Below are 21,243 nucleotides of genomic sequence, written 5' to 3'. Positions count from 1 at the left end.
TGAGCATGCTCTTTTAATTTCCAAAACTTACGAAAGCAGCTGCGGATTCGTCATAATCAGTACAGCCACGATAACAGCGATGGCTGCGATCCAGCTGAATGTTTTAATTTTGGCAGCATCAGAAGCTGTGCTTTTACCTGCTTTGCTATTCGCAATCAGCTTTTTGATTCTACCACCGATCATACCGGTGATTGCTCCTACAATCAGAAGAAGAACTACGGATGAGATCATCCATAGGACGGACGGCATCGGATCTACTTGACTAACCATTGCGCCACCTGTAAGGAAGGTTACAATCAATGAGAATTGACCGATGCGATTGATCTTAGCTATCACACCGACAAAGCTTTCTTGGGCAGCTCCAGACAAAGTTGCAGCTTGTCCCACTAAGAATGGGAACATGACGTACGCACCAAGCAATAAAGCACTAACGACATGTAAAAAAATCATAACTGGATACATTTGGACAACCTCCGCAATTTTATGTAATGGTTTTCCTAATTATAACCGAACTGGAACAGTCTCGACAAGAAAGCGATCCCATGAATACAGCTATTTCACTATATCTACACATAACTGTGACTAATTCTATGTAATCGACGACATGTAAGAAAAATAACCCAACGAACTCATCTTGATTATGAGTCCGCAGGGTTATTTCACTTCCTATTGAATCAAGCAGATTGCCTGTCAACTTAACGTTTTAAGGCAGTGGCTCAGCTGGAACGTTAGCGATCGTAACAGCCTCTGTAAATTTGTTTGTCGTGTTCTGTCTCAATCGCATATTAGCAGAGCCGGAGATGCTAGGATTAATTTGAATACTCACAATCTTCTCCGCATGCCCGCTTGCATCAGCTGTTAATGAGAAGCTCGTGCTGTAACCATAGCTGGTAGGCCATGTGCCATTACTATTTTGAACCTTAGCGACCTGGGTACCTGAACCATTATAAATGCCAATATTATAGCCGGTTGTTGTTGAATTTGCAGCTAGGCCATTTAGAATAACCTTCACTTGAAAAACGGCCTGATTAGGCAATTGCGCTTGATGGACAAAAGCAAACGGATCTGTTGTATTCGTAGCGGTACTATATCCGTAAGATCCTGCTTTAAATGTTGAAGGATCCCACCACTTATAACCAGCTGCAGGTGCTGCCCAAGGCTCGGCCTGCGGCTCTGTTGTATTAGCCGGCTCCTCCCATGAGTAGAGTGTAGTTGCTGAATCCAATGTAAGGCCTGGCACTTGCGTTAAACTTGTATAACTTTCTTTGGTTGCCAACCAGTTCACCATATTTACTAAAAGAGAAGCGTCATTCTGCTCTTGGAATCCCGCATACGTAGTTTTCGTACCGCCTGTCTCTTCCCTCTTGTATTTTGGCGTCGCATCTTCAACTGGTGAGGAATCGCCAATGAATCCGGCTTTGCCTGCACTCACTTTGGAAACAGCAACATAAGGACCTTCTGCTACACCTCCGCCGTTGTATACCCCTTGATCAACAGCACTAGCCCATTTGGTCGTCGTCGCTGGCAGGTAAACAATACCTTTGGCTTTGTTCGGGTCTGTAACCGCTAAAGTCGAGCCTGCATGCATAGCGACCGTGGAGACACCACTCGTAATGTTAAAAGCCTGAGATGGGCTCACGATATTATTCGCTGTAATATCACCTAATGCGTTATAACGGAACTTCACTCCGAAATTGGCCGCCAACCAATCAGAGCTTGCAACACCCTGCATCGCTGCCGAAGCTGCCTCTGCTGTACTCATACCAGCAGCTGGATTGGTCCACGCGCCGCGGCGAAAGCCATTGAACACTTCCGAAGCGTCCCAGCGATTTTTGTTACGATCTGCATTGTAATGATCGCCAATGAAGAAGATGCTGCCGCCGCCTTGCACATACTGCAGCATGGCGCTTTGCTCAGATGTCTTGTATGGAATGTTAGCCTCGCCAATCACGAACACATCGTACGCTGATAAATCAGAGAGCGTGATCGCCGTACTTTTACGCAGTTCTTTTACATAATAACCAGCATTGCCTAAAGCGTTAGCGAAGTCAGAAAAACCACCGTCAATAACCCAGTCCGCTGCGCCAGCTGTTTGACCATGTGTGTTATCGAACAGCACCTTTTTGCCATTCGCCGTTGTCGGCGTTATGGAAGGCGCAGGGTCATTCGGACCTTCTGCAAAAGCTTGTGGAACAATGCCTAACAATGATACGGATAATGCTGCGGTTAAACAGAGTCTTCTCCAGTTTCTTGTTCCTAGCAAGCTTTTCTTCAACATCAAATCCCACCATCCCATGGATTTTTTAGCCAATTATGCTGGCCTAAGCCTATCGTAGCATAGACCATTAACTGGGAATAGTAGTTGGAAATCAATTTACAAAATTAACAAAAGATTGTGCATCGCCACAATAAAATGAACAAAAAAAGAACCAACCACCTATTCGCATAAGTAGTTGATCCTTCATCTAAGAGTGTATTAACCTGTTACAACTTTGATTACGTTGCGCACAGAGTTTGCTGTTTTGTCCAAAGCTGTTTTCTCTTCGTCAGTAAGCTCGATGTCAAGAATTTTCTCGATACCGTTAGCACCAAGTACAGTTAGAACGCCCATGAACAGGTTGTCGTAGCCATATTCGCCTTCAAGAAGAGCGATAGTTGGGATGATACGTTTTTTATCTTTAAGGATTGCTTCTGTCATTTGCACAAGGGAAGCCGCTGGTGCGTAGTATGCACTACCGTTACCAAGTAGGTTAACGATTTCGCCGCCGCCAGTACGTGTACGTTGAACGATCGCTTCAATACGGTCAGCTGGGATCAGCTTCTCGATTGGCACGCCGCCAGCGTATGTGTAACGAACGAGTGGAACCATGTCATCGCCGTGTCCACCGATAACAACACCTTTAACATCCTCAACGGATACATTCAACTCTTGGGAGATGAAAGTCAGGTAACGAGCTGTATCGAGTACGCCGGATTGACCTATTACGCGGTTTTTCGGGAAGCCAAGTGCTTGGAATGCTACGTATGTCATCGCGTCAACAGGGTTACTCAAGATGATAACGATGGAATCAGGAGCTACTTCTCTCACGTTCTCACAAACGGATTTCACGATTCCTGCATTCGTGTTTACCAAATCGTCGCGGCTCATACCCGGTTTACGAGCGATCCCGGCTGTGATGATGACGATATCGGAACCAGCAGCATCCGCATAGTTGGAAGTACCTGTAATCTGGCTATCGTATCCTTGAACCGGACCTGCTTCGAGCATGTCGAGCGCTTTCCCTTTTGTAGGGTTTTCCAGTTGTGGGATGTCGAGCAGAACAACGTCACCAAGTTCTTTTTGAGCTAACATAAGAGCAGTTGTTGCTCCCGTGAAACCTGCGCCGACAACAGTAATTTTATTACGACGAATTGCCATTTGAGATGTACCTCCTAATAGTTTTTAGTAGATCAACTTTTCTCAAAAGAATTAAGCCATGTTTTTGATGATTTCGTTCGCGAACTCGGAACATTTGATTTCTTTCGCGCCTTCCATCAAACGAGCAAAGTCATAAGTTACGGTTTTGTTATTGATGGATGTTTCCAAACCTTTGTAGATCAAGTCAGCCGCTTCCAACCAACCAAGGTGCTCAAGCAGCATAACGCCAGATAGGATTACGGAACCTGGGTTAACTACGTCAAGACCAGCGTATTTAGGAGCTGTACCATGCGTAGCTTCGAAGATTGCGTGACCAGTCAAGTAGTTGATGTTTGCTCCTGGAGCGATACCGATACCGCCAACTTGTGCAGCAAGTGCATCAGACAGGTAGTCACCGTTCAAGTTCAATGTTGCGATAACGTCGAAGTCAGTCGGACGAGTCAATACTTGTTGCAAAGCGATGTCAGCGATAGCATCTTTTACGATGATTTTGCCAGCTGCTTCAGCGTCTTTTTGAGCTTTGTTAGCTGCCTCAGCGCCTTCTGCTTCTTTAATGCGATCGTATTGTGCCCATGTAAATGTTTTGTCCGCATATTCACGTTCAGCAAGCTCATAACCCCAGTTTTTGAACGCGCCTTCTGTGAACTTCATGATGTTACCTTTGTGTACCAAAGTTAGCGTTTTACGGCCGTGTTTGATCGCATACTCAATTGCAGCGCGGACCAAACGCTCTGTACCTTCGGAGGATACTGGCTTAACGCCGATTCCTGAAGTTTCTGGGAAGCGAATTTTGTTAACGCCCATTTCGTCTTGAAGGAATTTAATAACTTTCTTAACTGCGTCGGAACCAGCTTCCCACTCAATACCAGCGTAGATATCTTCTGTATTTTCACGGAAAATAACCATGTCAACCAGCTCAGGACGTTTAACCGGTGAAGGAACACCATTGAAGTAACGAACTGGACGGGAACATACGTAAAGATCTAATTCTTGACGAAGTGCAACGTTCAGGGAACGAATACCGCCGCCGATTGGCGTTGTCAAAGGTCCTTTGATGGACACGATGTATTCGCGCATAGCTGTTAATGTATCGTTAGGCAACCAGTTGTTGTATTTGTTAAATGCTTTCTCGCCGGCAAAAACTTCGTACCAAGCGATTTTTTTCTCGCCTTTGTATGCTTTCTCAACTGCAGCATCCAGAACGCGTACGGAAGCAGCCCAGATATCAGGACCTGTACCGTCACCTTCGATGTAAGGGATGATTGGGTTGTTAGGTACTTGCAGAACACCATTCTCGATGGTGATTTTTTGACCTTCTTTTGGTAGTTCGTAGGATTCGAATTGTGGCATGATTAGTTCCTCCTTAGATTTGTTTAAAATGATTCGTGAGAACATGTGGCGCATTACGTTGCGTGCTTTTGGCAATGCTTTCCGACCGCTGTTATCATCCTGTCCAAATGAATTTATTATATGGTATGGAACAGGATTCTAAAGGCGGCCACTACGTTTCTCCAGGCACTGCCAAGCACTCTACTTAGCTACTTAGGTGTAACGAGGCACATTTTAAAGCAAGTTTAACTCGTCACCGTAGAAGTAAGTAGGTAAACACACAAAAAGTGACGGGAGTTGCGGTACTCCCCCGGATGAACCGAGGACGGGTACCGAACTTCCCGCACATGGAGTTAAAATGACAATTAGCGAGAGCTAATTGGAATGTATTTTTGGTTAACCGGGCCCGTGTACTCAGCGCGAGGACGGATCAAACGGTTGTTTTCGTACTGCTCCAAGATGTGGGCAGCCCAACCGGATGTACGGCTGATCGCGAAGATCGGCGTGAACAGGTCACGTGGGATTTCCAACGTTGTGTAAACGGATGCTGAGTAGAAATCAACGTTTGGTTTCAAGCCTTTGAGGCTGGTGACCAATTCGTCTGCTTTAATGGACATTTCGTACCATTTAAGGTTGCCAGTTAGTTTACCAAGCTCATAGGACATTTTTTGCAAGTGCTTTGCACGCGGATCTCCGTTTTTGTAAACACGGTGTCCAAAGCCCATGATTTTGTCTTTACGCTCTAGTTTATCGTTGATGTAAGGAACAACGTTCTCTACAGTACCGATTTCTTCCAGCATCGCCATAACAGCTTCGTTCGCACCGCCGTGAAGAGGTCCTTTGAGCGTGCCGATCGCTGAAGTAATACCGGAGTAGATGTCTGTTAATGTTGCAACAGTAACGCGTGCAGCGAATGTGGAAGCATTCAGCTCATGGTCAGCGTGTAAAACTAATGCTTTGTCCAAAGCTTCGATAGCGATTTTATCTGGCTCGTTACCGGTTAGTTGGTACAAGAAGTTAGCAGCAACAGAAGCATATCCTGGTGAAGCTAAAGGTTCTTTACCTTCACGGATACGAGCGAAAGCTGCGATAATGCCAGGAATTTGTGCTTGTAGCTTGATCGCTTTACGCACATTGGATTCAGGGCTCAAATCGTTCGCTTCTTCATCATAAAGTGCAAGAGCCGATACTGCTGTACGAAGAGCAGCCATGGAATTAACATCTTTAGGGAATGCTTTGATCTGGTTGATAACCGCATCAGGCACCTTGCTGTAAGCGTTCAGGTCGCTTTGCAGTTTCTCAAGCTCAGTTTGGTTAGGCAATTTGCCGAACCAAAGCAAATAAATAACTTCTTCAAATGTCGCATTTTCTGCGAGGTCATCAATATCAATCCCGCGATACGTTAGCACACCATCTACAATGGAGCTGATCGACGAGGTCGTGGCTACAATTCCTTCTAAACCTTTGGTTGCAGACATGGGAATCTCTCCTTAGCTACTCTATTAGCAAAAAATTGCTTTTTTCCTAACTTAATAATAAAGTATTTTGTTTAATAAGTGAACAAAAGCAGACATAAAACTTCATTATCACTATCATAAAGAATCTTTTTGGCGGAAATCGTCACTGTTTTTTTGAGCCATTTCTTCAAAACACACGATACAAGTTTTTGTTAATTCCTCCGAATTATGCACCCTAGGAGGAAAAGTTTGTCGAGTCGTGTTGAGATTGATACAATGTAGGCAAAGTAAAAGTGATTTTTCTCTGAAAAAGGAGCAAATACATGAGCAGCAGATCAAGTATCGGCATCATTGATATCGGATCCAACTCGATTCGACTTGTTATCTACGAAATTAATGCCCATGGGGCATACCGTGTAGTCAGTGAGCATAAGGATTCCGCTAGACTTAGTGAACGCATCGGTTCCGATGGCATTTTACATAGCAAAGACATTATTTCTATAGTCCCAATTCTATCTCACTACGCTCTGCTATGCAAAGTTCATGAGGTTCAGACAATAAGGGCCGTAGCAACGGCAGCCATACGTAACGCAGCCAATTCAGCTGAAATTGTGCGAATTCTCCAGGAACAGACCGGACTTCATATTGAAGTACTGAGCGGGACAGAGGAAGCTCGATATGGCTATTTAGGCGTAATCAATACTATCGATATTCGTGACGGCTTGATCATTGATATTGGCGGAGGGAGCACGGAAGTCACATTGCTTCGTAACCGGAAATTACTGCAAAGCGTTTCCTTTCCATTCGGTGCGGTGAACACCACACGCCAATTTATGAAAAATGCGAATCTAACCGAGCAGGAAATGGGTGATATACGTCGGATGGTTGAAGATGCGATTTTGGCTCATCCTTGGATTGCCAGTTCTCCCAATTTACCTATGATTGGTCTAGGCGGAACGATTCGAACCCTTGGGAAAATAAGCCAAAAGCGCAGCAAATACACGCTTCAGCTTGCCCACAATTACACGTTGAAGCCTGGAGAGCTTCGTGATTTCCTCCTATTGTTATCCTCCATGCCATTGGAAAAACGAAAAAAAGTAGATGGTCTCTCCAAAGAGCGCGCAGATATTATGGTTCCAGGACTGATCATTATGGACACCATATTCGAAGCAGCAGGTTCGTCAGCATGCATTATCAGCGGATCAGGACTTCGTGATGGCCTCTTCTACGAAACATTCGATCCTAAGCACCCAATCAAAGAGGATGTTCTTGAAGCAAGTATCCATAATTTGCTTTTGCTCCATCCGAACGCTGCTGTGAAACATGTCTCTCATGTAGATAATTTCGCCATGCAGCTTTATCATACGCTCACTGTTCCGCCCGAATCAGAAGATCGAAGCCAAAAATACTTGCATACCGCTGCCCTCTTACATCGAATTGGAGCCAGCGTCCATTATTACCATTACCTCAAACATACACAATACATGATGACTGGGGCACATATCGACGGTCTCAGCCATCGAGAAATTGTTATTTGCTCTTTCATTGCTACTTACAAAACAAAAAGCCGGACCCACCAACAAGTCCTTACTTACAAGGACCTATTGATGGAATCCGACGCGGCATTAATTGTAAAGTTAGGTACGCTGCTTAAATTAGCAATGGCTTTGGATCACAGTGAGACGCAGCCTGTTCAAGAGCTGCAAATAACGCAAACCGAATCGACCTTAACTCTCAAGCTGTTATGTATCCACAACCCAATTATGGAGCTTAAGGAACTCGCGGCTATCAGCAAAGAATTCGAAAAAATATGGGGGCTGAAGCTTAAGACCCAAGCCGGAGTTTTTTCCAAGAAGTAATTTTCATCGCCTCGAACTGGCTCCGATAAGGGGTCAGTTCATTTTTTATGCGACTGTACATCCCGTTGGGCATCAGTTCTCTTGCTTTGACGTTATCATGCAGGGTGACATTCAGAATTTGAATCATCACTTTCTTCATTTCAGGGTCAAGAACCGGACACATCAGCTCAATACGACGTGTCAAATTACGTGTCATCCAGTCAGCCGAAGATAAATATACATCAACTAGTCCGCCATTTTCGAAATAATAAATGCGGGAATGCTCTAAGAAACGATCTACAATACTCCGAACCGTAATATTCTCGCTAATCCCAGGCACCCCTGGACGCAAGCAGCATACGCCGCGAATAATTAATTCGATCTTCACACCTGCTTGCGACGCTGCATACAAGGCATCTACCATCTCTTGATTGGATAATGAGTTCATTTTTGCAATAATTCGGGCTGGTCTGCCTGCTCTAGCGTGCTCAGCTTCACGTTCGATAAGCTCGAATAGCTTATCCTTCAAATCCGTAGGAGCCACAGCGAACGACTGCCAATCATGAGGCGCGGAGTAGCCAGTAATTTCATTGAAAAGTGCGGAAGCATCCTCTCCAATCACACTGTTTGCAGTGAATAGCCCTACATCTGTGTAAAGACGGGCTGTGCTGTCGTTATAATTACCTGTTCCAACATGAACATATCTGCGGAGAGTCTGCTCTTCTTGTCTCACGACGAGTGTGATCTTGGCATGTGTTTTGAGCCCAACAAGTCCATAAACCACATGACAGCCTGACTTTTCAAGCATTCTTGCCCATGCAATATTTCGCTCTTCGTCGAATCTGGCTTTCAGCTCAACAACTACCGTGACCTGCTTCCCGGACTCCGCGGCTCTGGCTAACGCTTGAATAATCGGCGAGTTTCCACTCGCTCTATACAGTGTCATTTTGATCGCGAGCACTTTCGGATCGTAGGCTGCATGGATGATGAAGTCTGTTACTGCGTCGAACGTTTCATAGGGATGATGTACCAATACATCCTTTTGCTTTAGAACCTCGAAGAAGTCGGTCGTATCCTCAAATTCTATGGGATATTTGGCAGCAATACGCGGATAGCGAAGATTTTCAAAGCCATTCAACGTACCGGCCAGCTTCATGAAATACGTGATGTCCAGCGGACCGTCAATTTCAAAAATTTGTTCTTCAATCTCGAACTCTTCCTGAAGCTGTGCAAGCGCATAAGGATGAATGCCTTCTTGTACTTCAAGTCGAACAGGAGAGCCCCAGCGCCTGCGTCTAAGCTCCTTCTCGATCTCCTCAAGCAGATCTTCCGCCCCTTCTTCATTGAGCGTTAAATCAGCGTTTCGAGTCACCCTGAACCCGTGAACGGAAATCGGAATGTATCCACTAAAAAGCGATTCTATATGATGCTCGATCAATTCTTCTATAAGAATAAATTCTGTTTTTTTACTATTTGGCCGTGTTGGCACAGGAATATAACGGGATAAATTGCTCGGTACTTGAACGATGGCAAAATAAGGCTCATCATCCGGATCATCCCCTTCTCGCACAAGTAAGACGGCTAAATAGACGGATTGATTATGTACAAGTGGAAATGGACGACTTTGATCCACGGCCATCGGCGTTAATACGGGAAAAATAATATCATGATAATAAGCATCCATGGCTTTTTTCTGTGTCGTATTCAAATCTTCAAATTCCGTAAACACAATGCCTTCTTTGGTTAGCAGTCTCGTTACTTCACGATACGTTTTGTACTGCTCTGTTACCATTTTGGCAGTGCGCTTCATAATTCGTTTAATAAGGCCGGCAGGGGTGTAGCCAGTGAAGTCTTTCTTGGTATACCCAGCCTTGATTTGATCCTTCAGTCCTGCGACACGAACACTCATGAACTCATCAAGATTGCTGGATACGATGGACAGAAATTTCACACGCTCAAGCAGCGGTGTGCTCGCATCTTGAGCTTCCTCCAGTACACGCCAATTGAACTCGATCCAGCTTAAATCCCGGTTTAAGTACTTGGTCGAAATCTCTTTGACTTCCTTGACTTCTTTGACTTCTTTGAGCTCTTTAACTTCTTTCAAATCAGGTTCGCGCGCAATACTCATAAAGCCTCCACTTATATTTTCTTATGTTTTCTATCTGTGCCATTTATCTTCATTGTACTATGCGTGCTCTACACCGACAATGCAGAATCCCCTTTTTTAATATATGAAGATTTTGTAAAGGTGATGTTATTTCCGTATTTATCCAAGATCATGTTACAATGAAAAGACTTGAAACAAGGAGAGAAAAAGACCATGGGTATCCTGAATCCACGTTTAGTTCACCAGATTTTCAGGGGCATTTGGGTGGCACTAATTATTGTTCTAATCGGACTCGCTTTCTACTATGTTATCCCACTGATTTACCCATTTATTTTCGGCTGGATTCTAGCTCTTATGCTTAATCCCCTTGTGAACTTCTTTCAATTCAAGGTGAAATTGCCCCGCTGGCTTGCTGTGACCTTATCCATGTTGTTATTTATAGGTGCCATGGTTACGGCCATAACCTTACTAGTTGCCAATATAGTGGTAGAATTAGGTTCACTTGCGGATACCTTGCAGATTCAGATCAACCTATGGGTGGAGCAATTCAATGTTTTCATTAATTCAACTTCTTTCCAGAATTGGATTGAACGTATTAATCAGTTTTTTGAAAATAACCCAAAATATCAAGAAACTGTCAACAACAATTTATCTTCGACAGCAGGCTCCATTGCAGACGTGAGTAAGTTCATTATTGGCTATGTTTTTGACACGCTGAAAAGATTTCTAACTTCTTTGCCAAATATCGCAACCATAACCATTATTGTTATGTTGGCCACCTTTTTCATTAGTAAAGATTGGTATCAGCTTATCAAACGGTATAAAGGGATCTTCTCCGACATGATTGTGAAGACCACCCAATTGATTCGGACCGATTTGCAAAAAGCACTGTTCGGCTACATGCGCGCCCAACTGATTCTTGTTTCGCTAACCGCTCTTGTGGTCATCATTGGCTTGCTGGTCTTGCGCGTTGACTATGCCATAACCATCGGTTTACTAACAGGCTTAGCAGACCTGATGCCTTATTTGGGGACAGGTGCGGTCATGGTTCCTTGGATTTTGTATGTTTTCTTTGCGCAAGGAGATTTTTTTCTCGGAATCGGCCTCAGTGTGCTTTATGGCGTCATAGTGATTGCCAGACAGATCATGGAACCAAAGGTGCTCGCCTCCTCAGTCGGATTAGACCCTCTGGCTACGTTAATCGCCATGTTCGTTGGATTGAAACTATTCGGACTCCTCGGGCTTATTGTGGGTCCTGTGACTCTCATTCTGGTCGCTGCGTTCTATCGCGCAAGAATCTTTCATGATATGGCAGCTTACATACAAAAAGGCTCGGTTCCTCCCAAATAGACGGGGTGACCGAGCCTTTGTTCTTTATCTACGCTTTATGATATTGATTCGGCCTCTGCCGATTTGCTTTTGAATCAATGCAAGCAGCATGACCTTGAAGATCGGTCTCGTGTAAGGAAAAACAAGTAGAAATCCAAAAATATCCGTAATGAATCCCGGTGTAATTAGTAAAATGCCTCCGATGAAAATACAGATTCCATCTAATAAATGCTGTGCAGGCAGTTGGCCTTGAGACCACTCAAACTTGGCATACTCCAACACTTTGCGTCCTTCCCGCTTGGCGAAATAAGCACCTAAGAAGCCGCTTATAAGAATAAGCGCGAATGTCGTCCAGCCGCCTATATAATGCCCCAGTGTGATCAGAAGCGTAATTTCTATGGCAGGTACTAGAATAAGAATAGCAAGAATGATACGAAACATAAGCTCAGCCCCTTTTATGAATACTTAGCTAACAACTGCCATAATTCTGGCGCTTCCTTTTCTATGCGTATTGGCTTCCAAGAAGGATTCACCCAAACGTGATGAGTTGCTCCCGTTACAAGTAGTTCCCCGGTAGGTTGTGCAGCAGAATCTGCGGTTAGAGCCATCATTTCTTCCGAAACTTTACGGATTTCATAGGCAAAATGGAGCCGAACACTGCTCATCTCAATCACTCGCGTGTTCACGCATACCAAGTCATCATAACGAGCAGGCTTCTTGAACTTAATCTCGGCTTCAACAAGCGGCAGCAATAGCCCCTTCTCCTCAATACGCCGGTATGGGTATCCAAGCTCCCTGATAAGTTCGGTCCGCCCAATCTCGAACCACGTCAAATAGTTGGCATGGTACACAACCCCCATTTGATCTGTTTCTTCATATCTCACACGAAACTGATGCTGATGCCAGCGCTCCTGAGTCATGATGATGTACGCCTCCAGTAACAAGTCTTAGAACAATTATAGCACAGCTAGGGCTAGGGATGGGTAGTGCTGAGGAGTAATGCATAGTGATGCGTAGTGATACATAGCGATGCGTGTATACACAGATTGGAAGGAATACCTAAGTCCTACTAGATGGGGTCTATGCACTTGGTTAGAGCGGATGCTAGGTCCTGCATTCTCTCTTTATGATCTCTTAGCTATGATTTGTTAAGTACATTGACGACATTTTTGTCGCTTAGGGGAACCCAGAAACCTTATTTCACTAAATTCAGTCTTTTGGAGGGATGAAGCGGAACTACGTGACGCTATTTCAGTAAAATCGAGTCTTTTCCCCTGCATTTTGATGAAATAGCGCCCTCTCGTTCCGTTAAACATCTGAAAACGTGATTTTACATTAAATAAGGTACTCTCGTTCCGTTTGCTTTGGGGAATGAGTTCGTATGCTACCTTCGGGGCGGGTATGAATGCGTAAACAACCGTAGTTAATAAAATAAAAAAGAGTGAAGCCGAGACAAATCTCGCTTCACTCTTTGCTAAACTTACAGAACGCTCGCTTGACCAGAGTAGATAACGCCAACTTCTGGATAGATCGAAACTTCTGTGCCGTCTTTGATTAATTCCACTGCGTTCTCAACGCCTACAATTACTGGAATCCCAAGGCTTAAAGCGACTACTGCCGCATGGGAAGTGATTCCGCCAACTTCTGTAATCAACGCTGATGCTCTTTGTACAGCTGGCATATATTCTTTGTCCGTCGATACCGTTACAAGTACAGCACCGTCTACCATTTTCGCATTCGCTTCTTCTGGTGTACGAGCCGTTACAACGATACCCGTTGCTGTTTGCATGCCGATACCCGTTCCTTTGGCAATCATCTCACCTACGTGATGAACCTTGATCAAGTTCGTTGTTCCGGAGCGTCCAACAGGTACACCTGCGGTAATGACAACGATATCGCCTAGAGACACGATACCTGTTTTGATGCTGCTTTCTACCGCAAGGTTAAACAGCTCGTCCGTCGTTTTCGCTTGCACGCCCATCACCGGAATAACACCCCATACAAGGGATAAACGGCGAATGACATGCTCGCTAGGCGTAACGGCAATGATTGGTGATTTCGGACGGTATTTGGATACCATTCTAGCTGTATATCCACTTTCCGTAGCCGTTAAAATCGCTTTCGCACCCAGCTCCAAAGCTGAGTTAGCTACCGCTTGAGAAATCGCTTCTGTTACAGTAACTTGTTGCGCTTGCGCTTGACGAAGGAAAATTTCTTTATATTCCAATGCTGCTTCCGCACGCTCAGCGATACGAGCCATCGTTTGCACGGACTCAACTGGATATTTACCAGCAGCTGTTTCACCGGACAACATCACAGCATCCGTTCCGTCGAACACCGCATTGGCTACGTCACTTGCTTCTGCACGCGTTGGACGCGGGTTACGCTGCATGGAGTCTAGCATCATCGTTGCTGTAATAACTGGCTTACCTACGATGTTACATTTTTTGATCATTTGTTTTTGAACAACCGGAACATCTTCAGCTGGAATTTCAACCCCAAGATCCCCACGAGCAACCATCAGACCATCGGATACTTCAAGGATTTCGTCTAAGTTGTCAACGCCCTCTTGGTTTTCGATTTTACTAATGATTTGGATGTGTGAAGCATTGTGTCTTTCCAACAATTCACGAATTTCCATAACGTCACTTGCTTTACGAACGAAAGAAGCCGCGATGAAATCTACGCCTTGCTCGATACCGAAGACGATATCGTTGGCATCCTTTTCCGTGATACCTGGAAGACTGATTTTCACACCTGGCACGTTAACGCCTTTTTTGCTTTTAATCGTTCCGCCATTGACAATGCGGCACTCGATTTCGGTTCCACGAATATCAACAACCGAAAGGCCAATTAGACCATCATCGATTAGAATAGTAGATCCAACAGCAACGTCACGCGGCAGATTCGCATAGGTAACTGAGATACGATCTGCATCGCCCAAGATTTCTTCTGTTGTTAAAATGATGTGCTTGTCCTGAACAAGCTCAATCGGCTCTTCTTTCAATTTTCCCGTACGAATTTCCGGTCCTTTGGTATCAAGCAAAATAGCTGCTACTTTGCCTGTCTCAGCGGATGCAGCGCGAAGGTTGCGGATACGTGCGCCGTGCTCCTCAAAATCTCCGTGGGAGAAGTTAAGACGGGCAACATTCATTCCCGCTTCTAGAAGTTTTTTCAAATTCTCTTGTGATTCGCTTGCAGGTCCAATGGTACAGACAATTTTCGTTTTACGCATGGTTTCCCTCCTGAGTGAATGTGAACCGGCCGATCTCTCTAAATTTGCGGTAACGGTCCTCGAGCAGCTCCTGTTCGTTCATACTTAGCAAATGCTGAAGCTGTTCCCAGATAGCTGTTTTGATCAATTCTGCTTGTGCTGCTAAATCTCGGTGTGCGCCACCTTTAGGCTCTGGAATAATACCGTCGATCACCTTAAGCTCCAAGATATGATCCGCAGTAATTTTCATTGCTTCTGCTGCGTGTAAAGCTTTGGAAGCATCTTTATATAAGATGGAAGCCGCGCCTTCGGGACTAATAACCGAATAGATAGCATTCTCCAACATTAAGACCTTATTACCTACACCTAAGCCGAGTGCGCCACCACTGCCGCCTTCCCCAATAACAATACAGATGATCGGCACACGAAAAGAGGCCATTTCCAGTAAATTTCTGGCAATCGCTTCTCCTTGGCCGCGCTCTTCTGCAGCATTCCCAGGGAATGCCCCCTTGGTATCAATAAACGTTACAATAGGTCGTCTAAACTTGTCCGCTTGACGCATCAAACGCAGCGCTTTACGGAATCCTTCCGGATGTGGACAACCGAAGTTCCGAGCAATATTGTCCTTCGTATCTTTCCCTTTTTGATGACCGACAACCGTGACCGGAATGCCGTTCAACTTGGCTAGTCCACCTACAATCGCAAGGTCATCCCCATAAAGGCGATCGCCATGAAACTCTATGAAATCCGTGAAAATGGTTCCAATATAATCAATCGTTGTCGGCCTTTGCGGATGGCGAGCCAACTGCATTTTCTCCGCAGAAGACATATTCGCATAAAGCTCATCTTCGAGTTCAACATATCTTTCTTCCAAACGACGGATTTCCTCTGAAAAATCAATTTGCTTCTCAGCGCCAAAAGTACGCAGTTCCGCAATCTTCTTCTTTAGTTCCGCCAGCGGCTGTTCAAACGGCATTTCACCCGCCATAAGTCGCCTCCCCCTTCACTCCGTGCATGTCTAACAGCTTGATTAACGTAGGACGCATATCCTTACGGCTTACGACCTTGTCGAGCTGACCATGCTCGAGATTGAACTCAGATGTCTGGAAATTGTCGGGCAGCTTCTGTTTAATTGTTTGTTCAATAACACGACGCCCCGTAAATCCAAATGGCGCAGCCGGTTCAGCAATAATAATATCGCCTAACATAGCAAAACTCGCAGATACACCGCCGAAAGTCGGATCTGTAATAATAGAAATAAACAATCCGCCTTCCGCGCCGAGCTTGGACAAAGCAGCGCTTGTCTTCGCCATTTGCATCAAGCTTAGAATGCTTTCTTGCATACGAGCTCCACCTGATGTGGAGTAAATGATAATTGGAACTTTCTTTTGAATGGCAGCTTCGATCGCTCTGGTTATTTTCTCCCCAACAACGGAGCCTAGTGATCCACCCATGAAGTCAAAACTCATAGCCGCAACAATAACCGGATAGCCACCAATCGTACCTTCCCCGGTCATAATTGCATCTTGTAATTTCGTTGTGCTCTTCGCTTTATCCAATTTCTCTACGTAATCAGGGAACTCCAGAGGATCCTCGGAGATCATATCTGCGTCGTATTCCAAAAACTCACCTTCATCGAGCGTTAATTGGATACGTTCCAATGCGCTTAATCGATAATGATAGCCACAAGCTGTACAGACTTTTAGATTTTTCTCAAGCTCTTTGCTCGTTTGGATCGTACCGCATTTCGGGCATTTATTCATTAAACCTTCGGGAATTTCCCGTTTTGTTTTCTCGGAAGGAATCGTTGCATATTTACGCTTTTGAAATAAATCCTTTAGCACATTTCCACCTCTACTTGGCTATTATCTTGAACTTCTGACAAGCCACGTTACTTACTTCTACTTTTCATTATCTATGTAAAATAGAATTGAGCACTTCCTGTACTTCCTCTAATTCGCCTTCTGGTACGACGATTTCGAACTGATTTTTGGATAAGGAGATACCCCGAACTTGTACGAGAAATCCTTCTTCCGTCAGCCTCTGTTTAATCCGCTCTGCAATCTTCGCGGTAGGAGCTATGTATATCACCGTCCACATGAAAAAAAAACCTCCTATGACGTGCAACTACATGGATTAGGGCAAGTTAGCAACGATGATAATTAACATCCTACATAAGCATAGGCGCACACAATGGAATAATGATATCATAATTTCTCTTTTTCCCGCAACAGAGCACGTTCATGAAAAAAAGTGAAGTCTGAACTATTTGAGCTAGTCCAGACGTAATTTACTGCTATAATCAGGCGCATGCTCATTCTGATGAGCGATTCTGGCAGAAGCGGCAGCCGCTAAACCACAGATCAAATCATCCAGAAAAACATGCACAGAACTTTTATCATCATTCAATGTTCGGATAATACCCATCTTTTCTTTATCTAAATAGCCAAAGCTAGTTAAGCCAATCATACCATATACATGAACAATGCCTAGGGCCAGAGTTTCATCGACGCCGAACAGAGGTTCATCCGCTTCAAGAATCGATTGCAAAGGCTCGGGCAACAGCTTTTTCTCTGCCAATTCATCAAGAGCAATGCCCGTATAAAGTGTATACTGCACTTCCCGCTTGGCGAGAACAGCCAGCACGCTCTCGATACACACTTCTTGCGAAAGTTGATCATTATAGGGCTTTTGCAGTTTGAACACAATTTCAGAGATTTGCTCTACCGTTACACCACGCCTTTGCAGCAACTGGATCATATGTTGTTCGGTCATAAGTCTCCTCCTACGCATGTATTAAGCCCCTGAAATGCCGGGTTCCTATTCATATGCTGAGGATGCTATCTTTATTTCACTCTGACCGAATCTTTACCCATGATGGTCTCAATCATACGGAACAAATCCTTCGAAGGATCGACCAAATATTGGTCGCTCAGGGCCAAGAGCTTGTTGCTGCTTTCGTAGAAAAGCGCAACCGCGAGCCCACCCTTATGCAGCTTGAGCAGCGCCTTCAGCTGCAGCAGCTTATCCGGCTGCTCACAGTCAGCCGAGATCTTGACGAACACCCGCTGCGCCTTCGGCTCCGCAGCGTGAGTGCGCGCAGGCTGCGCCGTAGCGCGAGACTCCAGGCGGCCCGCCGCAGGGGCCGCCTGTGTGACAGCGGCGGCGCTGCGTGCGCCGCCTGAGATGGCAGCCGCGCGCGCAGGCCGATCGCTGACTGCGTCAGCTGATCGCCTATGCGCCCCTGGCTGCCGGCGAAGCCGCTGGACGCCCGCAGGGTCGTCCAGCGCGACAAGCTGCTCCGCGAGCAGCTTGGGCGGGTCCTCGTCCTGAAGCTGCAGCTTCGCCCGGACGAGGACGAGTCTGCCCTTCTGCACGAGCGGAGCCGCATTCTTCCAGGTCTCGGGGAATAACACCACCTCGACTTTATCGATGCGATCCTCCAGCTCCATGAACGCCATGGGCTGCCCTTTCTTCGTGACGATCGTCTTATTCGAGAGGATCATCCCCGCTACAAGAACCTCGCTGTTATCTGGCAGCTCGGCTAGCTGATGAAGCATAACCGCCTCCATCTCACCCAACTGCTCCGCATAGGCATCAAGCGGATGTCCCGATATATACATGCCGAGAAGTTCCTTCTCGAGCTCCAATTGTTTGCTCTGCGGCATCGGAGGTATGTTCGGAACTTCCACCTCCCAGTTCGGTTCTTCAACGAAGCCGAAGAGGTGAAGCTGCAGATCATCCCGTTCCTTGCGCCATTTGGTTGCGGAGGCGATGGTTTCATCGAGAATAGCCATTAGCTGAGCGCGATGCCCGCCTAGAGTGTCAAAGGCTCCACCTTGAATGAGCGATTCAATTACTCGCTTATTACATACACGTAAATCAACACGTCTGCAGAAATCAAGCAAGCTCTCGAACTGTGACTTTTTCCGTTCATTAAGAATAGCATCGATTGCTTGAGTGCCTACATTTTTGATCGCAGCAAGTCCGAAGCGGATCGCCCCGGCCACTGGATCCGGTGTAAATACCGTTCCACTTCCATTGACATCAGGCGGCAGCACAGCCAATTTCACCCGCCGGCATTCATCCACATATTCGGCTACCTTCCGATGATTCCCCATAACCGCCGTTAACATAGAGGCCATAAAATAAATCGGATAGTGCGCTTTTAAATAAGCCGTTTGGAAGGCCAGCACCCCATAAGCTGTTGCATGCGCCCGCGGGAAACCATAATCAGCAAAACGCACGATCATATCATACACATGATTAGCCTCATCGGCGTTAAAACCTTGACGCAAGCTGCCCGAAACGAAATGTGCCCGTTCTTCATCCAGCACTTCCCGCTTCTTCTTGGATACCGCTCGTCTTAACAAATCTGCTTCGCCTAAGCTGAAACCTGCCATTGAAGAGGCAATTTGCATAATTTGCTCTTGGTAGACGATAATGCCGTACGTATCCCGAAGGATAGGTTCTAACGTGGGGTGCGGATAAACGACCTCCACCTGTCCGTGCTTCCCATAAATGTACTTCGGTATAAACTCCATCGGACCTGGACGGTACAAGGCCACAACGGAAATAATATCTTCAAACACAGAGGGCTTCAAATCCTTCAACACCTTGCGCACACCAGAAGACTCCAGTTGGAAGACACCCGTCGTTTCTCCCTTGCTAAGCATACCGTAGGTCACGGCATCCTCATCCATGTCCAGCATATCAAAGTTGAGTCGCACATTTTCCATCTGTGCAATCCAATCAACCGTTCGTTCTATAATAGACAGCGTCCGCAAGCCGAGAAAATCCATTTTCAACAGTCCGATGGCCTCCAAATGCTCCATCGTATACTGAGTAAGAGCTGTCTGAGCCGTGCCTTCCTGGAGAGGGACATACTGTGTCAGCGGCTCTCTGGAAATGACAACCCCTGCAGCATGCGTTGAGGCATGGCGCGGCATTCCTTCAACACGCATCGCCATTTCAAGCAATTCTGCCGTCTTCGGCTGTCTTGCAACCAGCCCTTTTAAATCTGAGCTAACCTGCAGTGCTTCCGATAAGGTCATGCCTAATTGATTCGGAATCGCCTTGGCCGCACGGTCAACATCCCCATAGGGCACATTTAATACGCGTCCAACGTCCCTAACCGCGGCTTTGGCAGCCATCGTTCCGAAGGTAATAATTTGCGCGACATGCTCGTGCCCATATTTGGTAACCACGTAGTCAATCACTTCATCCCGGCGTTCATCGCTAAAATCGATATCAATATCCGGCATCGTAATCCGCTCTGGGTTAAGAAAACGTTCAAACAGCAGCTTATATTTAAGTGGATCCACATTCGTAATGCGCAGTACATACGCAACTAGACTTCCGGCAGAAGATCCCCTACCCGGCCCGGTCATGATACTCTTTTCGTGCGCAAAGCGAATAAAATCCCATACGATCAAGAAGTAATCGGAAAAACCCATTTTCTCAATGACGCTGAGCTCATACGCTAGACGTTCTTCTGCTTGTTTCCGCAGCGGTGAATCCGCGATATGCCACTCAGCTTTAGCAGAATAACGCTGCTCCAGCCCCTGCACACAGAGCTCTCGCAAATATTCACCAGCTGTGAGGTGCTCTGGAATCGGACGAAAGCTAGGCAAAATAGATTTACCGAACTCCAGTTCGAGTTCACAGCGTAAAGCTACAACGCTCGTATTCGTAAGCGCTTCGGGTACATGGACGAATAAACGTCTCATCTCCTCCTCGCTTTTCAAATACATCTGACTCGTCCCCATCTTAAGCCGATCTGTATCCTCCACCGTTTTGCCAGTTCCAATACAAATGAGAATGTCCTGCATCACGTGATCTGGTTCAGTCACATAGTGCACATCATTCGTGGCAATAAGCGGTATTCCGGTTTCTTTGCTCAACTCGATCATCGAGATCATCACTTTTTTCTGCTCAATCATCCCATGATCTTGAATTTCCAGAAAGAAGTCGTCGCCGAAAATATCACGATAGCGCTCCGCCGCTTTTTTGGCTTCATCATGACGATTATGAAGCAAATGCTGAGAAACCTCGCTGCCTAAACAGGAGCTCAGACAAATAAGTCCCTCTGAATGCTTGGCTAAATGTTCCAAATCGATACGCGGTTTATAGTGAAAGCCCTGTAAATGTCCGATTGAACAGAGCTTCATTAAATTTTGATAGCCTTGAAAATTTTTGGCAAGCAGGATGAGGTGATAGATCGGCTGTTCCTGTCTAGTCCCTTTATCACGAATAGATCCCGCTGTGAAATAGACTTCACAACCAATAATTGGTTTAATGCCTCGCTGTTTGCAGGCTTTGTAGAAGGCAATGGCCCCGTACATGACACCGTGATCTGTCAATGCCAGAGAGGTCATGCCAAGATTAGCTGCTTGTGAAACAAGCTCCTCCATACGTGCCGCACCGTCTAATAAACTGTATTCACTATGAACATGCAAGTGTACAAACGAACTCATCAGCATGTCCTCCCTTCTTTCATTTTATTCCTTATATTTTATCATATTGGTGCTAGGCATTCCCATACATTAAGT

16 protein-coding genes are annotated in these 21,243 nt (G+C 45.7%); 2 read left to right on the top strand and 14 right to left on the bottom strand.

Annotated elements, in window-relative coordinates; translation table 11 throughout:
- Positions 1–27 precede the first annotated feature (27 nt).
- From AC58UU_RS00725 to citZ, 5 genes are all read right to left on the bottom strand, one after another.
- Positions 28–462 carry a hypothetical protein gene (locus AC58UU_RS00725; protein WP_497312082.1) on the bottom strand — a complete coding sequence of 145 codons (435 nt, stop codon included), beginning with the start codon at positions 460–462 and terminating at the stop codon, positions 28–30.
- Between the two features lie 241 nt (positions 463–703).
- Positions 704–2,296: a DNA-binding protein gene (locus AC58UU_RS00720; protein ID WP_497312080.1), complete on the bottom strand. Its 1,593-nt coding sequence runs from the start codon at positions 2,294–2,296 to the stop codon at positions 704–706.
- 180 nt (positions 2,297–2,476) lie between these two features.
- A complete protein-coding gene (gene mdh / locus AC58UU_RS00715) occupies positions 2,477–3,418 on the bottom strand; it encodes a malate dehydrogenase (protein WP_171642903.1) in 942 nt (313 codons plus the stop codon).
- Positions 3,419–3,469: 51 nt separating this feature from the next.
- Entirely contained in the window at positions 3,470–4,768 is a 1,299-nt protein-coding gene (gene icd, locus AC58UU_RS00710) for an NADP-dependent isocitrate dehydrogenase (protein WP_171642904.1), read from the bottom strand.
- 344 nt (positions 4,769–5,112) lie between these two features.
- Positions 5,113–6,225 (bottom strand): citrate synthase, encoded by a 1,113-nt coding sequence (gene citZ / locus AC58UU_RS00705; RefSeq protein WP_497312078.1) that lies wholly within the window; start codon positions 6,223–6,225, stop codon positions 5,113–5,115.
- A 302-nt stretch (positions 6,226–6,527) separates the two neighbouring features.
- Here citZ and AC58UU_RS00700 point away from each other — a divergent pair, with 302 nt between their 5' ends.
- Positions 6,528–8,063, top strand: coding sequence for a Ppx/GppA phosphatase family protein (locus AC58UU_RS00700; RefSeq protein WP_497312076.1), 1,536 nt, complete (start codon positions 6,528–6,530; stop codon positions 8,061–8,063).
- On the opposite strand, the gene AC58UU_RS00695 is transcribed toward AC58UU_RS00700, so the two are convergent.
- A complete protein-coding gene (locus tag AC58UU_RS00695) occupies positions 8,029–10,170 on the bottom strand; it encodes an RNA degradosome polyphosphate kinase (RefSeq protein ID WP_497312074.1) in 2,142 nt (713 codons plus the stop codon). The two genes, AC58UU_RS00700 and AC58UU_RS00695, sit on opposite strands and share 35 nt — an antisense overlap.
- A gap of 192 nt (positions 10,171–10,362) precedes the next feature.
- Here AC58UU_RS00695 and ytvI point away from each other — a divergent pair, with 192 nt between their 5' ends.
- Complete coding sequence (gene ytvI / locus AC58UU_RS00690; RefSeq protein WP_497312072.1) at positions 10,363–11,499, top strand: sporulation integral membrane protein YtvI; 1,137 nt, start codon at positions 10,363–10,365, stop codon at positions 11,497–11,499.
- Between the two features lie 24 nt (positions 11,500–11,523).
- On the opposite strand, the gene AC58UU_RS00685 is transcribed toward ytvI, so the two are convergent.
- The 8 genes from AC58UU_RS00685 to AC58UU_RS00650 all read right to left on the bottom strand — a co-directional run bounded on the left by AC58UU_RS00685 (position 11,524) and on the right by AC58UU_RS00650 (position 21,168).
- Positions 11,524–11,919 (bottom strand): FxsA family protein, encoded by a 396-nt coding sequence (locus AC58UU_RS00685; RefSeq protein ID WP_497312070.1) that lies wholly within the window; start codon positions 11,917–11,919, stop codon positions 11,524–11,526.
- A gap of 14 nt (positions 11,920–11,933) precedes the next feature.
- Positions 11,934–12,398 (bottom strand): acyl-CoA thioesterase, encoded by a 465-nt coding sequence (locus AC58UU_RS00680; protein ID WP_497312068.1) that lies wholly within the window; start codon positions 12,396–12,398, stop codon positions 11,934–11,936.
- Between the two features lie 560 nt (positions 12,399–12,958).
- Positions 12,959–14,713 (bottom strand): pyruvate kinase, encoded by a 1,755-nt coding sequence (gene pyk / locus AC58UU_RS00675; RefSeq protein ID WP_497312066.1) that lies wholly within the window; start codon positions 14,711–14,713, stop codon positions 12,959–12,961.
- Complete coding sequence (locus AC58UU_RS00670; protein ID WP_497312064.1) at positions 14,706–15,680, bottom strand: acetyl-CoA carboxylase carboxyltransferase subunit alpha; 975 nt, start codon at positions 15,678–15,680, stop codon at positions 14,706–14,708. Before AC58UU_RS00670 ends, pyk begins: the two co-directional genes overlap by 8 nt.
- Positions 15,670–16,536, bottom strand: coding sequence for an acetyl-CoA carboxylase, carboxyltransferase subunit beta (gene accD, locus AC58UU_RS00665; RefSeq protein ID WP_497312062.1), 867 nt, complete (start codon positions 16,534–16,536; stop codon positions 15,670–15,672). The genes AC58UU_RS00670 and accD overlap by 11 nt, the downstream gene beginning before the upstream one ends.
- Positions 16,537–16,603: 67 nt before the next feature.
- On the bottom strand, positions 16,604–16,792 hold the full coding sequence (locus AC58UU_RS00660; RefSeq protein ID WP_028554922.1) for a hypothetical protein: 189 nt from the start codon (positions 16,790–16,792) through the stop codon (positions 16,604–16,606).
- Positions 16,793–16,966: 174 nt separating this feature from the next.
- Positions 16,967–17,467: a phosphatidylglycerophosphatase A family protein gene (locus AC58UU_RS00655; protein WP_171642927.1), complete on the bottom strand. Its 501-nt coding sequence runs from the start codon at positions 17,465–17,467 to the stop codon at positions 16,967–16,969.
- A 71-nt stretch (positions 17,468–17,538) separates the two neighbouring features.
- Positions 17,539–21,168, bottom strand: coding sequence for a DNA polymerase III subunit alpha (locus AC58UU_RS00650; protein WP_497312060.1), 3,630 nt, complete (start codon positions 21,166–21,168; stop codon positions 17,539–17,541).
- Between the last annotated feature and the right edge of the window lie 75 nt (positions 21,169–21,243).

Source organism: Paenibacillus sp. JT22N1 (assembly GCF_059692155.1).
Note: the sequence above shows the minus strand (reverse complement) of the source record. Positions and strands in the feature narration are given on the sequence as shown.